Below are 17,720 nucleotides of genomic sequence, written 5' to 3' on the forward strand. Positions count from 1 at the left end.
ATTCCAATCCAGGTGTGAATATGAAAAAATCCATGCAAAAACTGGGGCTCATAGGGGCCGGCCTCTGGGCAATGACTGAAGATAAAATTAATGATCTTGTAAAGGATCTGGTCGAGAAAGGGGACATCAATAAAGAAGAAGGCAAGAAGCTGGTCTCCGAAATGCTCGATGAGAGCAAAAAACAGAAGGTTGACCTGGAAAAGAAAATTTCTGAAAAGATCCAGGAAGTCGTCTCAAAAACGGATGTCATTAGCAGAAAGGAAATGAAAGAGCTCGAGTCCAGAATAGAAACCCTGGAGGAAGAACTCCGGAAAATGAAAAACAAAGAAAAGATGTTTTTCAAGTGAAAACAATCTTTTCTTTTTTGGGTTAGTTTTTTCCCTGTATTGCTCTTTTTCTGTTTTTACATATTTGATTTTGCAGGCGAAATTTCCATTTTTGCAGGCGGGATTACTTTTTTAAAGCTCTTCAATAACTATTTCTTCTTCAAGGCTTGCATTTTCAAGCAGAGATTCAAGTTCTGCCATATCTGCTTCAAGTGCCTGGATTTCTGCTTCGTTAAGTTCCAGTTCTTCTGCGTACTGATCCTCTTCCATTAGCTCAGCAGCATTTGAGTCTATTTTAGATTCCTCTGCATCAGAAGCATCGTTCCCGACGCAGCCAGACCCTGCAAGCCAGACCATTAAAGCTGAGAGAATGAGCAGGTGAGTGAATTTGACCATTTTGTGCCTCCTTAAATCTCGGTTTCTTCACCATCAGACTCTTCTTCCTGCCCTTCTTCGTCAGCCATTTCTTGTTCTTGTTCTTGCTCCTGGGTCTGCAATTGTTCTTGCTCCTGCTCTTCTTCATCGGTCATTTCTTGTTTTTGTTCCTGCTCCTGTGTTTGCAATTGTTCCTGTTCTTCTTCAGTTTCAATTTCGTATTCTTTCAATTCCTCGAAGATTTCTTTTACAATCTGGTTTGCCTCATTGATGTCGCTCAGGGCATCACGCAGGTATTCGTTTGCTTCTTCCAGTTCTTCCGGCGTGGCATCCTCATCATCGTAAATTGCATCGGCCTTTTCCTTGTTTGTTTCGGCAGAGGCTATCAGTGCATTGTAATCGGCTATCTTTTCCTCAAGTTCCGTGGTATTAACATCACTTTCGTTTAGCTTCTCAATTTCAGCTTCAATCTTTTCTGAGAGAGTTTCAGATTTCTCGAGGAATTCGCCAATTCTCTCGCTGACAGTTTGCCCTGCCCCTGCCAGGCTGGCCTTCTGTGCATTATTCCAAGCCCCTCTCACTGAAGTGGTCGCAATTGAGAAGTCTTCAAGGGTGCTATTTTCGTCGAAACCTTCAATAAGTGCCTGCTCTCCCTTCAGCTGCTCGATCTGTTCATCAATGGCTTCAATTCTAGCTTCCGTACCGTTGCCGTTTGAGTTGTTCAGGTTGTACCGGACGTTTTCAAGGTGGGCTATCATGTAGCAGAGGCTTGCATTAAGGTATTCCCTGGTAGCTTCCCTCTCAGGGTCTTCAAATTGTCCTGCCCTGATTTGCTTCCTGACCAGCAGGAAGTTTCCTTTGGCATCCTGGTATATCCTTCTCTGGGACTGGACCTGTTCTCTAAGCTGTTCTCTGGTCAGCTTTCTCTCTTCTTTCATGTCCTGGGCTCTTTCTCTAAGGCGGTCCCTGTCCTGGAGGGGTCTTGAATCGTCATCCGAATCATCGTCCGAGTCATCATCCGAATCGTCCCCTGAATCCTCACCGTCGTCAACCTCGTCTCCACTGTCAGCTCCGTTATCATCTGAACCGGCGACATTTTCCCCTGTATATTTTTCCTGGTTTCCATTACCCTGCCCTGGTGCCCCTTTTGCAGCAAGGGCCCCTCCGGGCAGCACGCTGAGCAACATCAGTACTATGGTAAAATAAGCCAGATATCGCATTATTCTTGATTTTTCCATCTGACGCCTCCTTTTAATCTTCTTCTTTTAATTGATCCTTTAATTGATTATAATATTTTTTTCAGTTGTAATTACTGCCCTATTGGAAAGAGAAAATATAAGCATTCTTTCCGAAAAATGCCTCATGGATCGAAAAGTACGGATTTTAAAGCTTGATTGGGGCTTCTTTTCTTTGAAAAAACTTTATGGTGCCTTTAAATCTCAGGCCCCCTCTCAGGATAAGTAAAAGATTTATGTTAAAAACCCGTTTAAGCTTTCGTGAATTTTAATAAGTTCTGCGCTATCGGTTGTTTTTTCTTATTCCTCCTGCTTGCCCCGGGAGGTGCTCTTGCAGCTACAGTGCACGGGACCGTGTACGAGTGGTACAGTTTCGAGCCGCTTAATAATGCCGTGATTAAAGTAAACTCGACCCCGGAACAGTATTTCGTTGCCCCGGATGCGGTGTATTCTTTCAACCTGCCTCCGGGAAACTACCTGATAACGGCCAGCTACTTTGAAGGGGGTACCCTGGTTTATGCGGCTGAGGAGACTGTTAAGATTTCCGAGGACGGGGATTATGTGCTTGACATCCTCCTATTTCCCCCTTACGAAGAAGAGCTCCTGGACCAGAGTGAGCTTGAAGATATTGACCGGGATTTTAAAGAAGCAGAACTTGTAGCAGAAGAAGACTCCCAAAATACCACAGTCATATTTGTTTTCCTTGCCCTTTCCGCCCTGCTCCTTGTAGGTTATTTCTGGAAAGAGAGACAGGGAAAAACTTCTGATATCTCCCCCGGGCCTTTAAATGAGGCGGAAATGGTGAGCAAGCCGCGGCATGAAAATCCCGTAACGGAGGCCAAATCCCCTGAAGAAGTTGAAATAGAGTCCTGGAATTTTGTCGTACCGGAAGAAAGTCCGGAACCTCCTGCACCTGAGGCTCCCGAAGAAGGGGTTAGCGGACCTGTAGTCAGCTGGCCTGAACCTGCAGATGGAGCAGAGGCCCTTTATGGAGTTCGGGCAAAACCTTCCGGGGAAGAGCTTGAAGCCTCCGTAATTCCAACAACAGCCTGGGACCCGAAAGAACCGGTAAAAAAAGTTCCCTGTGACCTTCCTGATGGCCTCCCGGATGACCTGACCAACGATCTCGAAGTTCATCTTCGGGATGATCCCGAGGCTCACCTCCCTGATGATCTAAAAGAAGTTCTGGAACTTATCCGGGCAAGCGGGAACAGGATCACCCAGAGAGAGCTCAGGAAGAAGTCCCGATACTCCGAATCCAAGGTAAGCCTGATGCTTTCCGATCTGGAAGAAAGGGGGTTGATTGAAAAATTTAAGAAGGGAAGAGGAAATGTTCTCCGGATAACTGACGAACATATCCGAAAGCAGGCTGAATATGAGAATAAAAAGGAAGATTGTAAAAGGGAAGATGGTAAAAGGGAATGAGATGGTAAAATTACCTTAAAAAATCTCTTTTGAAAAACTGCAAATAGTAAAATATATAATTAAATTCATCTTCTAAACAGCAAAAAGGGTTAAAAATCTTTAAAATATTTTGATATGCATCGCCCTGCAAAGGGATCGTCTTTCAAACAAACTACCTAACTTATCAATACCCTTTTGCGTTTTCACATTATTGATACGAAATCATTCACTGAAAAGGCTTATAATAATAGTACGTCACCAGGGTGACAGGATTAAAAGAGACTGGTACGTTCGTTACAGAATTCAAGGAACTGCATACATTATGTAATGTGTATGCTATGTAAAAGGACTAGAGACTGGATATTATCGGATATATAATGCTACTTAATTTACTGAGGGACATTATGCGAGTTTCCATGGACATTGAATTAAAGGATGTGCCCGGGCAGATGCTTTTAGCCCTCCAGCCCCTTTCGGAATGCAGGGCTAACCTGATAACTGTTTTACATCACCACCAGAAGAGGACCCCCCGAAACACGGTGCCTGTGCAGCTGGTGCTTGAAATCAGGCCGGAAAGCATTGAAGCCATAAAGGCAAAGCTGGAAGAAAACGGGATCAGAGTTGTAAGGGTCGGAGAACACCGCTTCAGGGAAAGTATAAATGTGGTCCTCATAGGGCATGTGGTTCATACCGGGATTCAGGATACCATAGATGAGATCGACAAGACCGGGTTTGCTGAAGTTGTGGACATTTCCCTCTCCATGCCCGGTATAGACCTGCTTTCTTCAGCCCTCATCAAAATCGATGCAGTGGGAAAAGAGGATATGCAAAAGGCGCTCAACATCCTGAAAGAAGTCTCAGCAAAAAAAGACCTGCTTATGGTCCTGCCAATAGACGTCCAGGCCTGAAAAAGAGATTTAGAGGATTGAGAAAATGAAAACAGTACGCTGTTCTATTATCGGGTTCGGTGCAATCGGACAGGGTGTAGCCGAGGTTCTCCTTATGAAAAGGGAATACCTGGAAAGCATCGGGCTGGACGTGCGTGTAGTTGCAGTCGTTGACTCGAAGGGTGCGACAGTCAACCCTGATGGAGTTGACCTTGCCGACTGCCTGGCACGGAAGCGGGAAAAGGGCACGGTTGCCCTGGAAAAACTAACCGGGCTTGAAGTCATCAAATCCGTTGAGCATGAGCTGGTAATCGAAACAACCCCCACAAATATAAAGACCGGAGGGGCCGGTCTCCAGAACATGCTTGCAGCCTTCGAGATGGGCAGAGATGTGGTTACTTCCAATAAAGGGCCCCTTGCCATGAAGTACCGGGAACTTGTGGAAACCGCAAAGGCAGCCGGCTGCAGGTTCAGGTTTGAAGCCACTGTGGGCGGTTCCATGCCCGTCATCAACCTGGTAAATGAGGTACTTGCAGGGAATAACGTCAGGAGCATCAAAGGAATTCTTAACGGGACCTGCAACTACATCCTGAGCCGGATGATTGAAGAAAAGGCAAGTTACTCCGACATCCTTGCCGAGTCAATGGAACTCGGGATTGCCGAGACCGACCCCAGTTACGACGTGGAAGGGATCGATACCGCCTGCAAACTCGTAATCCTTGCAAACGCAATCTTCGGGTTGGATGCCACTTACCGGGATGTTGGGGTCACGGGAATTACGAAAATCACCCCGGAAGCCCTGGATATGGCTTACAAGAACGGGCATGTGATCAAACTCATCGGGGAAGTAAGCAGGGACAGGATCCATGTTGCCCCCAGGCTCGTGCCCATCAACCATCCCCTTGCTGTTGGGGGTACCCTCAATGTGGCTTCGGTGGACACCGAGCTTGCAGGGGAAATCACAGTTACCGGAAAGGGTGCGGGCTCCATCGAGACTGCAAGTGCAATCCTCAGCGACCTGGTCGCAATTTACAGGGACTGCTGAAAGGGGTAAATCCGGATTTTCAAAACCCCAAATCCGCAACAGAGCATAACATAAAAAAGGCTACTGGGACCATGACAAGCTTCAGGGAATTTGCAGAGACCTGCCAGGCTATCGAGAAGATTTCGAGTACCATCGAGACCACTAATAAGGTTTCTGAACTGCTTCGAAAGGTGGATGCAGAAGAACTGCCCCTGGCAACTCATTTCATCATGAGCGAAGTTTTTCCCGCCTGGAGCGGGGAACAGCTGGGAATAGGCACGAGCCTCCTCTACGCTGCCCTCTCCAGGGCCTCGGGGATGTCGATAAAGAGCATTGAAGCCCTGATCCGGACCACCGGCGACATTGGAGATGCTGCCCTCCTGGTCCTGAAGGAAAAGCGCAAGAACCAGGCCACTTTTTCTTCTTTTATGGAAGAAGAGCCCGAACTCTCAATTACGGAAGTCTACCAGCGCTTCAAGACCGCTTCCGAAGCCACCGGGAAAGGTTCGCAGGACGTGAAAATCAAAAACCTCCAGTTCCTCTTCAATTCCTCAAGCCCAAGGGAAGCTAAGTACATTTCCAGGCTTGCCTTAGAAGAGCTCCGCATAGGTGTAGGGGAAGGTGTCGTCAGGGACGCCATTGCAAAAGCCTTCTCTGTGCCTGCAGATGTGGTGGAGCATGCTTTCATGGTCACGAATGACCTCGGGATCGTGGCTGAGGCTGCTAAAAAAGGCGGCCTGGAAGCCCTTGAAACCCTGGGGATTGAGATCAACCGCCCCATCAAGATGATGCTCTCCCAGATCAGTCCGGACATCGATTCCGATATAAGGGATATGAAAGAAGCCGCAGTCGAATGGAAATTTGACGGGGCCAGGGTCCAGATCCATAAGGACGGAAATTCCGTTACCCTCTTTTCAAGGAAACTCGAAAACGTCACCAATTCCCTCCCCGACCTGGTGGAAATCGTCCGCAAGCACGTGAAGGCCGAGTCCGCAATCCTGGATGGGGAAGCCGTTGCCGTGGACGAAAAGGGAAAGCCCAGGGCCTTTCAGGAGATCCTGAAACGTTTCCGGCGAAAATATGATGTGGAGGAGAAAGCCGCAGGCATTCCCATCCAGCTAAACCTCTTCGACATCATGTACCTGAACGGGAAGACCCTGATCGACCTTCCCCTCCTGGAAAGGCGAAAAGCCCTTGAGTCCTGCGTGGAAAGCTCGGTGGAAGACTCAAAGTCCATTTCCGTGGACGAGCAGGTAATCACTGGCGACCTGGAACTTGTGGAAAAAATATACCGGGAAGCCTTAAAAGCCGGGCACGAAGGAATCATGGTCAAGAACCCGGGTTCCGTTTATTCCCCGGGCAAGCGCGGCAAGAACTGGCTCAAGAAAAAACCTCTAATGGAGACCCTGGACCTGGCGGTCGTGGGAGCCGAATGGGGCTTTGGCCGGCGGGCAAACCTGATAGGTTCCTATACCGTTGCCTGCTACGACCCTGAAACTTCCCGCTTCCTGCAGATCGGAAAAGTTGGCACCGGCCTGACTGACGAGCAGCTCCGGGAACTTACCGGGATGCTTACGGGGCTAATGGAAGGGGAATCAGGCGGGGTTTTTGCCGTAAGGCCTGAAGTGGTCCTGGAAGTCGCCTTTGAAGAAATCCAGAAAAGCCCCAACTATGCCTCAGGTTTTGCGCTGCGTTTCCCCCGCTTCATCCGTGTCCGGAACGATAAGGCCCCCGAAGAAGCCGATTCAATCCAGCGGATCGAGAGGGTATATGCCCAGCAGCTGAAAAGGCTCTAATACCCTTTTCTCGACCTGAAGCAACTTAATTTCCCTGAAGCATCTTAATTCATATCTTTCAGATATATTTGAACAGGTCGTCACGCTTCATTTCGTGCAACCTGTCCCGCAGAAGGCCCTTTAAGGCTTTCAGGTCTCCTTTTTTGGCGCTGATCGGGGCAACCAGGTGTTTCCAGTTCTCCCATGGGGGTTCAAGCCCCAGGCGGGCTGTGATTTCATCAAGGAGAGGGTCATACTCGCTTTCTTTTACTTTGTCCATCTTATTTACAGCTATCAGGGTATCGATCCCGATTTCCCTCAGGAAATCAAACATCTCTATGTCAATTGGGATCTGGTCCCTGGAATCCCAGCGGTCGACGATGTCCGGGAAGGAAGGACCGTCAACTACCAGGACCCCTATCTTTATCCTTTCGGCGTTCTTTTCGATGTAGCGCACGACCTGGTCTTTTACGATGTCCTGTTTCCTGTCCTTGACCCCGCTCATGAAGCCGAAACCCGGCATATCGGTAATGAGGAGGTCCGAGAGGTGGACGTGGATGGGGCGCAGGGTGACCCCCGGGCGCCTTCCGACTTTTACTTCTGCGCCGAAGAATTCTTTGATGAGAGAGGATTTGCCCACGTTGGAGCGTCCGACAAAGAGAATTTCAAGGTTTATGCCGCTTTCAGCCACGGTCTTGCTTGTTTTCATTTGTTTTTACCTCATTTTGCGTCCCCCAGCCTGGCGTCGAAGGCGCGCAGGAATGCCTCAAAGGAGTCATCGGGGATGCGTGCTCCTGCTGCGAGAGGGTGTCCGCCGCCGCTTCCGCCGAATTGCGGGGCGAGGGTCCGGAGGATCCGGTTAACGTCTACTTTTCCCCGGGAACGGATACTAAGGTCGTATATACCTTTTTTATCCCGGTGTTCGGCTGCAACGCCCACTTCCCTCTGGCCGTAGGAGGCTGCATAAATTGCTGCTTTGGAAATGGAGTTATTCGTATTTACAATATACGCGCAATTTTTCAAGACTTCCACATGTTCTTTTACAAAGAGCCGGATTTTCTCTTCATTTAAGGCAGCATCCCTTGCCAGTCCGAGGAGGTCAGGGATCCGTGAGGGAATCCTGTCCCTTGAGAGGGGTTCGAGGAGAGTCCTCTTGAAATCGTAGTCCTTTCCCTTGTGGAGCACTGCCTGGATCAGGGTCCCTGCCTGGAAATAGAGGCTCCTTTTGTCCCAGTCCCTTACCCAGTCCCTGATATGTGGCGTGTTGTCGCAGAAGTCCCCTATGGCCCCGTAGATTGCAATCCTGCGCATGTCCTGGCTAAGCAGGTCTTCAAAGAGCCGGTAGGTCAGTTCGGACGAACAGGCTGAAGGGTCGTGGTAATACCAGTCTTCATAAGTGCAGTTTTCCGGAAGGGGGTGGTGGTCGATATAGTAGAGGTTGCATTCTTCTGAAAGTTCCCTGAGCCGCGAGTAGATCTCAGGGCAGTGCTTTTCATTAATCGCGATATCGCAGATGATGAGAGTTTCAACGCTTTTTAAATCATTCAAATTATCAAGAAGGTTAACCGGGCTCGTAAAGTATACATATGCATCCGGGAAGGCGCTCTTTGCAATTGCACCCGAACAGATTCCGTCGGAATCGCCGTGGGTAAGGACAAGGGTTTTTGATATAAGATGGGTTTGCAGGTCGTTCATGCTGGGTTTCCTATTTTTTTAAGGGGGTCTGCTGATTTTTCCGGGTTTCTTTTTGGAGAGTTATGGAGAGTTTTCTTTTCTTGTTTTTAAATCTTTATCTATTATCCGGAAAGGAGACCCTTCAGGTCAAAGGGCAGGATGAAAAGCCACTGATTTTCGGGAAAATGGAAAACTGTAATGAACAATAGAATAAGAATGTAAACGGTGATTGAAGAGAAGCAGACATTAACAACAGAAGGCCGCTATTAAAAAAAAGCAGACAAATTAACCGCAGAAGGCAGCGATTAAAGAAAAGCAGACAATGATTGAAGAATTGCGGTTAACGATTGAAGAAGAGCAGATCGGCAGTGATTAAAGAAAAGCAGAAGGTAATTGAAGAATAAATGGCGATTGAAATGGGTAATGCTCCCAGGAAATCCGGGGCAGCACCTCTAAAGCCATTATTTCTTACCTTCTTTTAGACAATTTCTTTTCTGCTTTTAGACAATCCCTTTTTTGCGAAGCCCTGCAACTCCCAGAAGCCCCAGGGCTGTAAGCACCGGGCCAAAGCCCGGAGTATCTTCGTCTTCTTCGTCCCCGGTATTCACACTGGATGTGGGCTTTTTCTCTTCATTTGATTCTGTTGACCCCGAAGGGCCCTCACTGCTCCCTTCCAGGGACACGGGAGTGCCTACATAAACTACAGGCGGGGTGCTTGAATAGACTTCTCCTTTGTAATCTTCAAGGTCAAGGAACGTCGCTTTACAGGGAGGCAGCTGGATTTCCCCTTCGCTGTGCATCTGGATGACGTATTTAATGGTCTTTGCTCCGCCGCCGCTCTGGAGCACTCCCTTAAAGTCCTTTTCCCCGCTGATAAATTTTGCCTCCGGGGGCACTGTATCTGTTACCGTTACGCTTGAGTCAACGTTTCCGGTGTTTTTTGCGGTGAGAGTGACTGTCAGCTCGTCTCCGGGGTTGAGCTTGGTTTTGTCAAGGCTCTTGGTCAGGATTATGTTCGGCCCGTAAATTTTTGTTTTTTCCGAATTGTCCGAGTTGACCGTCTTACTCTGCCCGTTTGCAAGGGTGAAAGAGGCAGTGGTTTTCGGGAAGGTGAAATCCCCCGGTTTTTCGGGGATGAGGGTATACTTGAAGACTTCAGCTGCAGCTTCTCCTGCTTTTAAGGAGAGGGTTGTGCTCAGTTCCGTTTCTTTCTCAAGCCGCATGCCTGAGACAATGGAATCCGTAAGTTCTATGTTGTTAATATCACAGAGCCCTCCGTTCCGGACATTTACGGATACGTACACCGGCTCTCCCATATGGCGCTCTTTTGTTGCGCTTTTTGAAACCACGAGGTCCCATTTCTGCTTGATTTTCACGGTCTTGGAACCTTCGTTTTCATACTCCTCGTCTTTGATGTCCTGACATGTGGTCTTGGCGATAATTTTAAAATTGGTGTCTTCCCAGGGAGCGGGCACCTTCAAGGTAAGTGTAATCGGCTCTTTGCTTTCGCCTTTCAGGACTTCTGTATATGTGTACTTTGTTTTTCCGCTTATTACCTCAAGTCCCGCAGTGTCGATGGTAAGCACCACATTTTCGGCTTTTGCATCCCCATCATTCTTTACATTTATCGTTACATCGATCCTGCTGTCTGCTGCGTATTTGGGGTCGTAGGTGTCCTGCTCGGTATCAACGTCGATATCAAATTCTGGTTTTCCTCTTATGAGGACGTCAAGTTCCGCATAAGGGTTCCAGTTCCCGGTCCTGAATTCTATCCCGTCTTTTTTGATTGTTTCATAATTGGGGTCCACTTTCTGGGCATAGACTTTTATCTCATCGTCGTATTCGAGCTCCATCCCTGCGGTAAGAGGTCCGCTTTTAAGTTCTTCCCCATCTTTTGAGATGGTAATGAACACTGCCCCATCTTCATGAAAGTCTTCTGCTTTAATCACATACCCCGTAACTGTTACGGAATCTCCCCAGTAGAGTTTTTTCCCATCCAGTTTCTCTACCCACTCCACATCGTCTGCAGCGAGCGCGGCCGTAGAAAGGCTTGAGAAAATGAAAACAACAAGTAATGCTATCAGTACAATTTTTTTAGCCATGGTTACCTTTCCTGAAATTTTGACGCTGGTTTAATTGGGCCAGTGTGCACGGAAACATAATTTTGCGCTTTTGTGATGCTTGCAGCTGCTATAATATTTTTAATTTCATAGTTAAAAATTTCTTTAAACGATTCCCTTTTGATACCCTCTTCTTGAGAAAGTATTCTCTTCTTGCGCTGCATCGTTTTTGCCCCAGCACACCCAGTAATTTCGTCGTTTTTCATGCCTTTAATTTCTTTATCTTTTCTTTGTACTCCAATTCTTAGCTTCTTTTATATCTTTATTTTGTCGTTTTTCTTATACTTTTCCCAAAATTTCCTTTCTTTAAGTATCCCCATTTTCTTCTCAAAATATCTTTTATGAATATATTTTAAGTTTTGTGGGTGTTTTCAATAAAATTTTTATATTTGATGTTTTTCTGTCTTTTTGAAAGGATGCTGTTTTTCCATGAGGGCCTGGATGGAAAATATTAATGAATAACTGAAATGTTGAAGGAATAACTGAAATGTTGAAGGAATAACTGAAATATTGAAGGAATATCTTTAAGCAGGCTGAGTGCCGGTTTTTTCACCGGAAATTGGCATCAAATCTCGTGAGAGTTTAATGCAGGGTCTTGCTCTCTATAATTTTTATGTTTGCCTGCTCTCAGAGGGTTTTTCTATGGATCTTGAAAAAATAGTAGGATTTCTTGAGGAAATAGCACCTCCCTACCTTGCGGAGGACTTTGATGAAGGCAGGATCGGTTTGATCCTGAACCTGGAAAACGATGTGAAAAAAATTGCAGTTGCCCTGGATGCGAACGCTTATACCCTTGAACGAGCTGCAGAAGTGGGTGCCGACCTGCTGATAACTCACCATACCCTTATTTTCCAGCCAGTTACCATAATTTCGAAGCCACTGGCAGCTTCCCTGAGGCTTGCTCTGGAAAACAGGATTTCCCTCTACAGCATGCATACCAACTACGATCGGGCTAAAGGTGGGGTAAATGACGTACTTGCGGCGCGGCTCGGGCTCGGGAATGTAGAAGAGGCAGGGATGGGTAGAATCGGGGAAATTGATCCCTGTTCTTCGGCTGAGCTGGCAGCTCATGTTTCGAAGTGTTTGAGGGCCCCTGTCATGTATGCAGGAGAAAAGGAAGGGATCAGGCGTATCATGGTAATGGGGGGCAGTTGCTTCAGGAGCGAGTACCTTGAAGTTGCCCGCTTATGCAGTGTTGATGCTGTTATCTCTTCCGAGCTGAAACATGATATCCTCCGTTCCTACGGGGACCTCTGCCTTGTCGATGCGACTCACTATGCCACGGAAAACCCGGGGATGGAAGCTCTCTGCCCCAGGCTGCGTGAACTTCTCGGCCTGGATGTGGTATTTATCGAACAGCCTACGGGGCTTAAAGCAATCAACAGGGGTTGATTTCCTATCAACATAGGGAAGAATCCGACTGAATTGCAAACCACAGAATTCAAAGTAAAATGCCCCTCCCTAAAACCTTCGCCTGATAAAACTGGTTTTTGAGGGGGATGCTTCCAGCTTGCGGAGATAAGGCTTTGAAGTCCGAACATGATCCTGATGAATAGCAGAGGTTGAATACCTGGAATTTTGAGGTGCCGGGCTATGGACAAAAAAAGTTCTGCCGATAAAAAAGAAGAAAAAATTGATGACGATGCCCTGGAAAAGCTGCTTTGCGAACAATGTAATAAGCAGGTCCGCTCCGATTACAGGCGGAGCCTCGGAAACGAGCATCAAAGGCGATATACGGAATAAGCCTATGATGGAATAAGCCTATGTTTTCCAGTGCATGCCTTTTTGTGCAACTCTCGATTTCTCAATGTTTACACTGTTTTCTTATCAGTTCTTTGCTATGCTCTGGTTTTCTTTCCGCTTTTGTAGCTGGAATACTGATACCTAATACTTTTTTAGCTGCATACGATTGCAGTATTGTGCCTGAAAGCAAAACCAGCCATCCGACTGGAAACAGGATCAACAAAAGGCAGTATGCCGAAACCACAACTACAAGCGACTTTCCTGCAAAGCCTCTTACGCTCAACGCAGTCACCTCCGTGCGCTTGTAAAGGCTACTTTCGCAGTAGATCGTCCCCTGTAAGTCCGTGTCATTTCCCGAGTAGATTCTCTTGCCAGTACTCATCCAGTCGCGGGCTTACTAGCTACTTTTTTTCTTCAAGTTTCTGCCGTTATAGGACATGTAAATATCTGTTCAGGACATTATATCAATGTTTGCCAAATTTATAAATTTTCTTATACTATTCCTTCAAATCTCATAGTTTCCGATTTATTTATTATGTTTTTCCAAATAGTCCTCGAGGTGTCTCCTGACCCTTCGGACCTCTTCGGTCCCTGGCAAAGAGGAAATGATTATTTCCAGGTAACGGTGTTTTCTGAGGAGGGCAAAAGTCTCGGGGAAATTGATGTCAAAGACCCAGCTCAGGCGAAGGAGTTTTACATCGTTCTGGTTTAGGACGTCTCTTATTTTTGCCATTTTGTTGTTCATTATATCTTCTATCACGGGGCCGGAACATTCCGGAGTATCGGGCAAGTAAAGTTCGAGGGCAGGGTTTCGGGATTTTTCCCCTGATTCATAGTCTTTACAAATGAGCCTCAAGATGTCCAGTTTGTCGGCATCCCTAACCAGCTTTGAGTGGAAGAGCAGTTCCGGGGAGTTTTTTGCACTTTCGGGAATTTCCACGAGGTTGTGGTACTCCACGGCTTTCAAAATTAGATCCTGCTCTTTTTCGGAAAGGTGAGAAAGAACTCCGGCTTTTTTCAGGATTTTTACCCCGAGAACAGCATGGTTTTCGGAATCCGAATCTTTGAATGTTTTATATCTGGTGAACTGCTCAAAACGGCCCAGGTCGTGGAAGAGGGCGATTGTTTCGGCAAGCTGGCATTCTTCCTCTCCGAGTTTTCCGGTTTTTGCTAGTAAGAGTATGTTTTTGCAGACCCTTTTTGTGTGTTCGGTTTTAAGTTCAATGTTTTCCCGGACTAAAGGGTCAGGTGAAGAAAAGCCTCCCACGTAGTCCAGAAACCATTTTCGGAAAAAAGCCAGGTCTTCTTCGTGCATGCTTTCGAATAGGAAATTTCATAGTATATACTTTATGCAAATCTGCTGGAAAGCTCAAAGTGTTTTTTCCAGGAAGCAGGGATTTTCCTGGATGAATTCTTTTTTTCCTCCGGGTCCATGCTCCTTTTTCCTCTGGCACGTATCCCTTTTCCGGATTAAATATAATCCTTCTTTTTCCGAATACTTTTTTAAGTTTGAGTACCTTGATACTGGTATTGTGTCCTGTTAATTCAAGCTTGATGTTCTATATAAACTGTATAAATTATAGTCAATTTGAGCAAAAAGAATTTATCTTGTCACGTTTTATTCTCAGAATGTTCTAAATTTAAATGTTTCAGAATGCTATATTATATTATGAAGATGTATGTTATGTTCTGAATATTCTCATATACAGTTGCTTTGCATCTTTGGTAATGCACAGGATGCCACATTATGAATAATAAATGATTAATAATTGATAACCTGATTAGTATGTGTTGTAAAATTCTCCAAAAGGAACTCATTAGAAAATCTCGGGGTATTTAATGGGCTCGGAAAAAAAAGTTAATTCGATTGCTAATTCCTTCATTTTATTAAGCCTTATCTTAGTGGTAGTCTCGGCTGCAGGTCCTCTGCCTGCCGGGGCCATTTCAATCCAGGGACTGGTCACAGACGATACTCTGGAGGACGGTGGGGCCCCCCCAACTCTCGGGGAAGTACTTGCGCAGAATCCGACTTCTTTTGAAGGCCTGATAAGCAAGGGCAATACTTTGTATTCTCTAGGGGAATACAAGCTTTCCATCGAATGTTATGAAAAGGCCCTTGATATAAACCCTGATTCTTCCCTCGCCTGGTATTCCAGGGGGCGTTCTATGGAAGAGCTGGGAATGTACAGTGATTCTATTGACTGTTACACCTGGGCTCTTGAAACTTTTCCGGCTTCTTCTGAGAGCTGGTATGAAAGGGGAGATGAACTGTTAGGGTCTCTGAATTATCTTGAAGCGGTGAATTGTTACGAGAAGGGTCTTGCTACGGACTCCTATCTTGCCGAACTCTGGTTCCGAAAAGGCCAGGCGCTTGAAAAGATGGGTTCGGACCAGTCGGCTTTGCTCTCCTATGAAAAGTCAATTGAGTATGGTTCAAATTGTTCGAAAGCCCTCTATATGCAGGGGCAGGCCTATGCAGGGCTCGAAAAATATGATGAAGCAATGATATGCTTTGATAGGGCCCTGAATATCTCTCCTGGAGATTCCGCAATCTGGTATCAGAAGGGGCTGGTTTTCGATAAACTTCAAAATTACGAGGCTGCCGTAGATTGTTATGAGCAGGTTATTTCCATCAACCCGGACTCGGTTGAGGCCTGGTATAGCAAAGGTGAGGACCTTGAAAGGCTGGGGCTATATGGGGATGCGTTAACCTGTTATGACTTTGTGCTACTCTCGGAGCCGGATAACCTCGGAGCCCTTCAGAGGAAAGGTTCCGGGCTCGAGCAACTTGGCAGGTATGCTGATGCGCTTCAGTGTTACGATAAAATTCTTACGTATGATCCCGACAACTCCGATGCCTGGCACAGCAAAGGTTCCGTGCTTAACAAGATGGGGCAGTATGATGCTGCTATTGAGTGCTATGACAGGGCCCTTAACCCCGGTGTCGGAGTCGAGATAGAAGAGGCAGGAGATGCCCTGCTCAATAAATTGAACGCCTACGATGCTTCGCTGGCAAGTTACTCCGAAACACCAGATCTCAGGTCGGAGTCTGTTAAGATCTGGTACGACAAGGGCCTGGCTTTCGATAAGCTCGAAAACTACGAGACTGCTCTGGACTGTTACAGCAGGGTCCTTGAAGAAGAACCCGAGCATGCAGTGGTCTGGTACAGGAAAGCTCTGGACCTTGACGGGCTTGGGAGATACGGGGAGGCAGCTGAATGCTACGATAAAGCCCTGAAGCTGGATTCGGGTTATGCTAAAGTCTGGTTCAGGAAGGGCTTTGATTACGCAAGTCTCGGGAAATACAGGGAAGCGGTGAAAAGCTATGATAAAGCTCTTGCCCTGGATGAAAACTATACCCTTGCGTGGTACAGCAAAGGAGTCGCCCTGACAAAACTCGAAAATTACGAGGATTCAATTGAGTGTTATGACCAGGTCCTTGCCTTTGCCCCGGAGAGCGCAGAGATCTGGTACAATAAGGGCCTTGCCTTGGATCAGCTTGGAAGATATGAGGAAGCTGCAGAGTGCTACAACAGGGCTCTTCAGCTCAGACCAGGGTATGCCCCCGCAAGTTTCAAACTTAAGGAGGCCCTGAAGCTTTCAGATTCCGAAGTTTCAGTCCTCTTGAAAGGAGATAATGCCGGCGTCAATCCTAAAGGGGCGCTTGCTAGCGGGTTCTGGTCTTACCTTCTCAGCTATGAAAAATTGGACTCAAAAACGTATAACCCGGGTTTCAGCCCCAAAAGTATTGAACTCCTTAACCCTGGGTTCAGTTCTGACTCGGCCTGGTACGGGAAAGCTTCAGTCAGCAGAAAACTGGGAATGAATGCGGATGCTCTCAAAGCTTATGAAATGGTCCTCTTGATCAATCCGGAGCTTACGGAGGCATGGTATGAGAAAGGTTCCATTCTGGACAAGCTCGGCAGGAATGCGGAAGCCCTGGAGTCTTATAAGAAGGCGGTGGCTCTTGACCCGCAGTCCAGCATTGCCTGGTACGGAATGGCTTCGAGTGTCAACAACCTTGGGCGGTCCGAAGAGGCGGTAACTTACTTTAACAGGGTGCTTGAGCTCGATCCGCAAAATGCTGGAGCCCTTTACGGGAAAGGTCTGGCCCTTTCAACCCTGGGAAGGTCCGAAGAGGCGGTCTCCTGCTATGATCAGCTCCTGGAGCTTGAACCGACAAATCCGAAGGCTCTGAAAAACAGGGCTCTGGTCCTCGTAAAACTTGGAAGGCTCGAAGGGGCACTGGCTGATTATGATAATCTCCTGAAGGTCGAACCTGCAAATGCTGCAGTCCTGGCTGAAAAAGCCTCCATTCTTGAAGGGCTTGGCAGGTATGAAGAAGCTGTTGCAAGCTATGATGGCATCCTGAAGACCGCTCCAGGCAACAGGGAGGTCATCTACAGGAAAGGCAAGGCTCTGGAGAAACTCGGAGATTTCGAGGCAGCAATCGGCTGTTACGATAAGATTTTGGAGCTGGACCCGGCAAATATCGATTCCCAAAACAGCAAGGGCTTTGCCCTCTACAAGCTTAAGAAGTATCAGGAAGCCATTGCCTGTTATGATAAGACCCTGCAGTATGCTCCAAATAATGCCGCAGCCTGGTACTTCAAGGGGTGCGTTTACTATACGATAAGCAGCCACAACGCTGCTCTGGACTGCTTTACAAAGGCTAGCCAGTTAAAACCCACCAGCATCACTGCCTGGTATAACATGGGCTATATCTACAACGTAATGGGAGATGCCGAGACAGCTATAGAGTGCTATAACAGGGCTCTTACAATAAATCCCAACTCGGTTTCAGTCCTTTATAACAAGCGTTTTGCCCTCTATCTCACGAAGAAATTCGATGATGCGTCGGCGTGCAAGACAAAGCTGGATTCCCTTGATCCGGGCTTTGTGGATGCCCTTGAGGACAGGGGAACAAAGGTTTTCCTTCCCGACACTTACAGGGGTGACCTGGACTACACCCTCCCTACCAGGTGGTATGGGGGTCCAGAAAATCAAACTGGGAACCCTGGTGAGAATGAGGCAGCAGGCTCCCAGCAGTCCGGGAACATTCCAGAACCTCTTGATAGGGAAGTTCGCGACACCGGGTACATCCCCGAGCCCGATGAAGATGTGAATGACGAATGGTACATCCCCGAAGCTCAATGA

The 17,720-nt window shown here is 47.1% G+C and carries 16 protein-coding genes; 9 read left to right on the top strand and 7 right to left on the bottom strand.

All coding sequences use genetic code 11. From position 1 onward, the window contains the following. The first annotated feature begins 20 nt into the window (after positions 1-20). Positions 21-347: a phasin family protein gene (locus FTO70_RS14255; protein ID WP_255336424.1), complete on the top strand. Its 327-nt coding sequence runs from the start codon at positions 21-23 to the stop codon at positions 345-347. Positions 348-458: 111 nt separating this feature from the next. On the opposite strand, the gene FTO70_RS14260 is transcribed toward FTO70_RS14255, so the two are convergent. Both FTO70_RS14260 and FTO70_RS14265 read right to left on the bottom strand, forming a co-directional pair. Then, positions 459-722, bottom strand: a complete 264-nt coding sequence (locus tag FTO70_RS14260; RefSeq protein WP_255336425.1) for a hypothetical protein — start codon at positions 720-722, stop codon at positions 459-461. Between the two features lie 11 nt (positions 723-733). Further along, positions 734-1,939, bottom strand: coding sequence for a chromosome segregation ATPase (locus FTO70_RS14265; RefSeq protein WP_255336426.1), 1,206 nt, complete (start codon positions 1,937-1,939; stop codon positions 734-736). Between the two features lie 258 nt (positions 1,940-2,197). Between FTO70_RS14265 and FTO70_RS14270 the strand changes: the two genes are divergently transcribed. The 4 genes from FTO70_RS14270 (at position 2,198) to FTO70_RS14285 (ending at position 7,047) form a co-directional block, all read left to right on the top strand. Continuing rightward, positions 2,198-3,361 (top strand): winged helix-turn-helix transcriptional regulator, encoded by a 1,164-nt coding sequence (locus tag FTO70_RS14270; RefSeq protein ID WP_255336427.1) that lies wholly within the window; start codon positions 2,198-2,200, stop codon positions 3,359-3,361. Positions 3,362-3,756: 395 nt separating this feature from the next. Next, positions 3,757-4,248 (top strand): amino acid-binding protein, encoded by a 492-nt coding sequence (locus tag FTO70_RS14275; protein ID WP_255336428.1) that lies wholly within the window; start codon positions 3,757-3,759, stop codon positions 4,246-4,248. Between the two features lie 25 nt (positions 4,249-4,273). Next, positions 4,274-5,272 carry a homoserine dehydrogenase gene (locus tag FTO70_RS14280; RefSeq protein WP_255336429.1) on the top strand — a complete coding sequence of 333 codons (999 nt, stop codon included), beginning with the start codon at positions 4,274-4,276 and terminating at the stop codon, positions 5,270-5,272. A gap of 71 nt (positions 5,273-5,343) precedes the next feature. Further along, positions 5,344-7,047, top strand: coding sequence for an ATP-dependent DNA ligase (locus FTO70_RS14285; RefSeq protein ID WP_255336430.1), 1,704 nt, complete (start codon positions 5,344-5,346; stop codon positions 7,045-7,047). Between the two features lie 58 nt (positions 7,048-7,105). Here FTO70_RS14285 and engB read toward each other — a convergent pair whose 3' ends face one another. The 4 genes from engB to FTO70_RS14305 form a co-directional block, all read right to left on the bottom strand. After that, on the bottom strand, positions 7,106-7,735 hold the full coding sequence (engB, locus tag FTO70_RS14290; protein ID WP_255336431.1) for a GTP-binding protein EngB: 630 nt from the start codon (positions 7,733-7,735) through the stop codon (positions 7,106-7,108). 11 nt (positions 7,736-7,746) lie between these two features. Next, positions 7,747-8,721 carry a DHHA1 domain-containing protein gene (locus tag FTO70_RS14295; protein WP_255336432.1) on the bottom strand — a complete coding sequence of 325 codons (975 nt, stop codon included), beginning with the start codon at positions 8,719-8,721 and terminating at the stop codon, positions 7,747-7,749. Between the two features lie 479 nt (positions 8,722-9,200). Next, entirely contained in the window at positions 9,201-10,802 is a 1,602-nt protein-coding gene (locus FTO70_RS14300) for a BatD family protein (RefSeq protein ID WP_255336433.1), read from the bottom strand. 2 nt (positions 10,803-10,804) lie between these two features. Further along, on the bottom strand, positions 10,805-11,026 hold the full coding sequence (locus FTO70_RS14305; protein ID WP_255336434.1) for a hypothetical protein: 222 nt from the start codon (positions 11,024-11,026) through the stop codon (positions 10,805-10,807). Positions 11,027-11,462: 436 nt separating this feature from the next. Here FTO70_RS14305 and FTO70_RS14310 point away from each other — a divergent pair, with 436 nt between their 5' ends. The 3 genes from FTO70_RS14310 (at position 11,463) to FTO70_RS14320 (ending at position 12,871) form a co-directional block, all read left to right on the top strand. Then, a complete protein-coding gene (locus FTO70_RS14310; protein ID WP_255336435.1) occupies positions 11,463-12,212 on the top strand; it encodes a Nif3-like dinuclear metal center hexameric protein in 750 nt (249 codons plus the stop codon). Positions 12,213-12,413: 201 nt separating this feature from the next. After that, positions 12,414-12,563, top strand: coding sequence for a hypothetical protein (locus FTO70_RS14315; RefSeq protein ID WP_255336436.1), 150 nt, complete (start codon positions 12,414-12,416; stop codon positions 12,561-12,563). Positions 12,564-12,739: 176 nt separating this feature from the next. Next, positions 12,740-12,871, top strand: coding sequence for a hypothetical protein (locus FTO70_RS14320; RefSeq protein WP_255336437.1), 132 nt, complete (start codon positions 12,740-12,742; stop codon positions 12,869-12,871). Positions 12,872-13,089: 218 nt separating this feature from the next. Here the strand turns inward: FTO70_RS14320 and FTO70_RS14325 are convergent, their stop codons facing one another. Then, positions 13,090-13,878, bottom strand: a complete 789-nt coding sequence (locus FTO70_RS14325) for an HD domain-containing protein (protein ID WP_255336438.1) — start codon at positions 13,876-13,878, stop codon at positions 13,090-13,092. A 524-nt stretch (positions 13,879-14,402) separates the two neighbouring features. Here FTO70_RS14325 and FTO70_RS14330 point away from each other — a divergent pair. Next, complete coding sequence (locus tag FTO70_RS14330; RefSeq protein WP_255336439.1) at positions 14,403-17,720, top strand: tetratricopeptide repeat protein; 3,318 nt, start codon at positions 14,403-14,405, stop codon at positions 17,718-17,720.

The sequence above is a fragment of the Methanosarcina sp. KYL-1 genome, from assembly GCF_024372725.1.
GTDB lineage: Archaea > Halobacteriota > Methanosarcinia > Methanosarcinales > Methanosarcinaceae > Methanosarcina.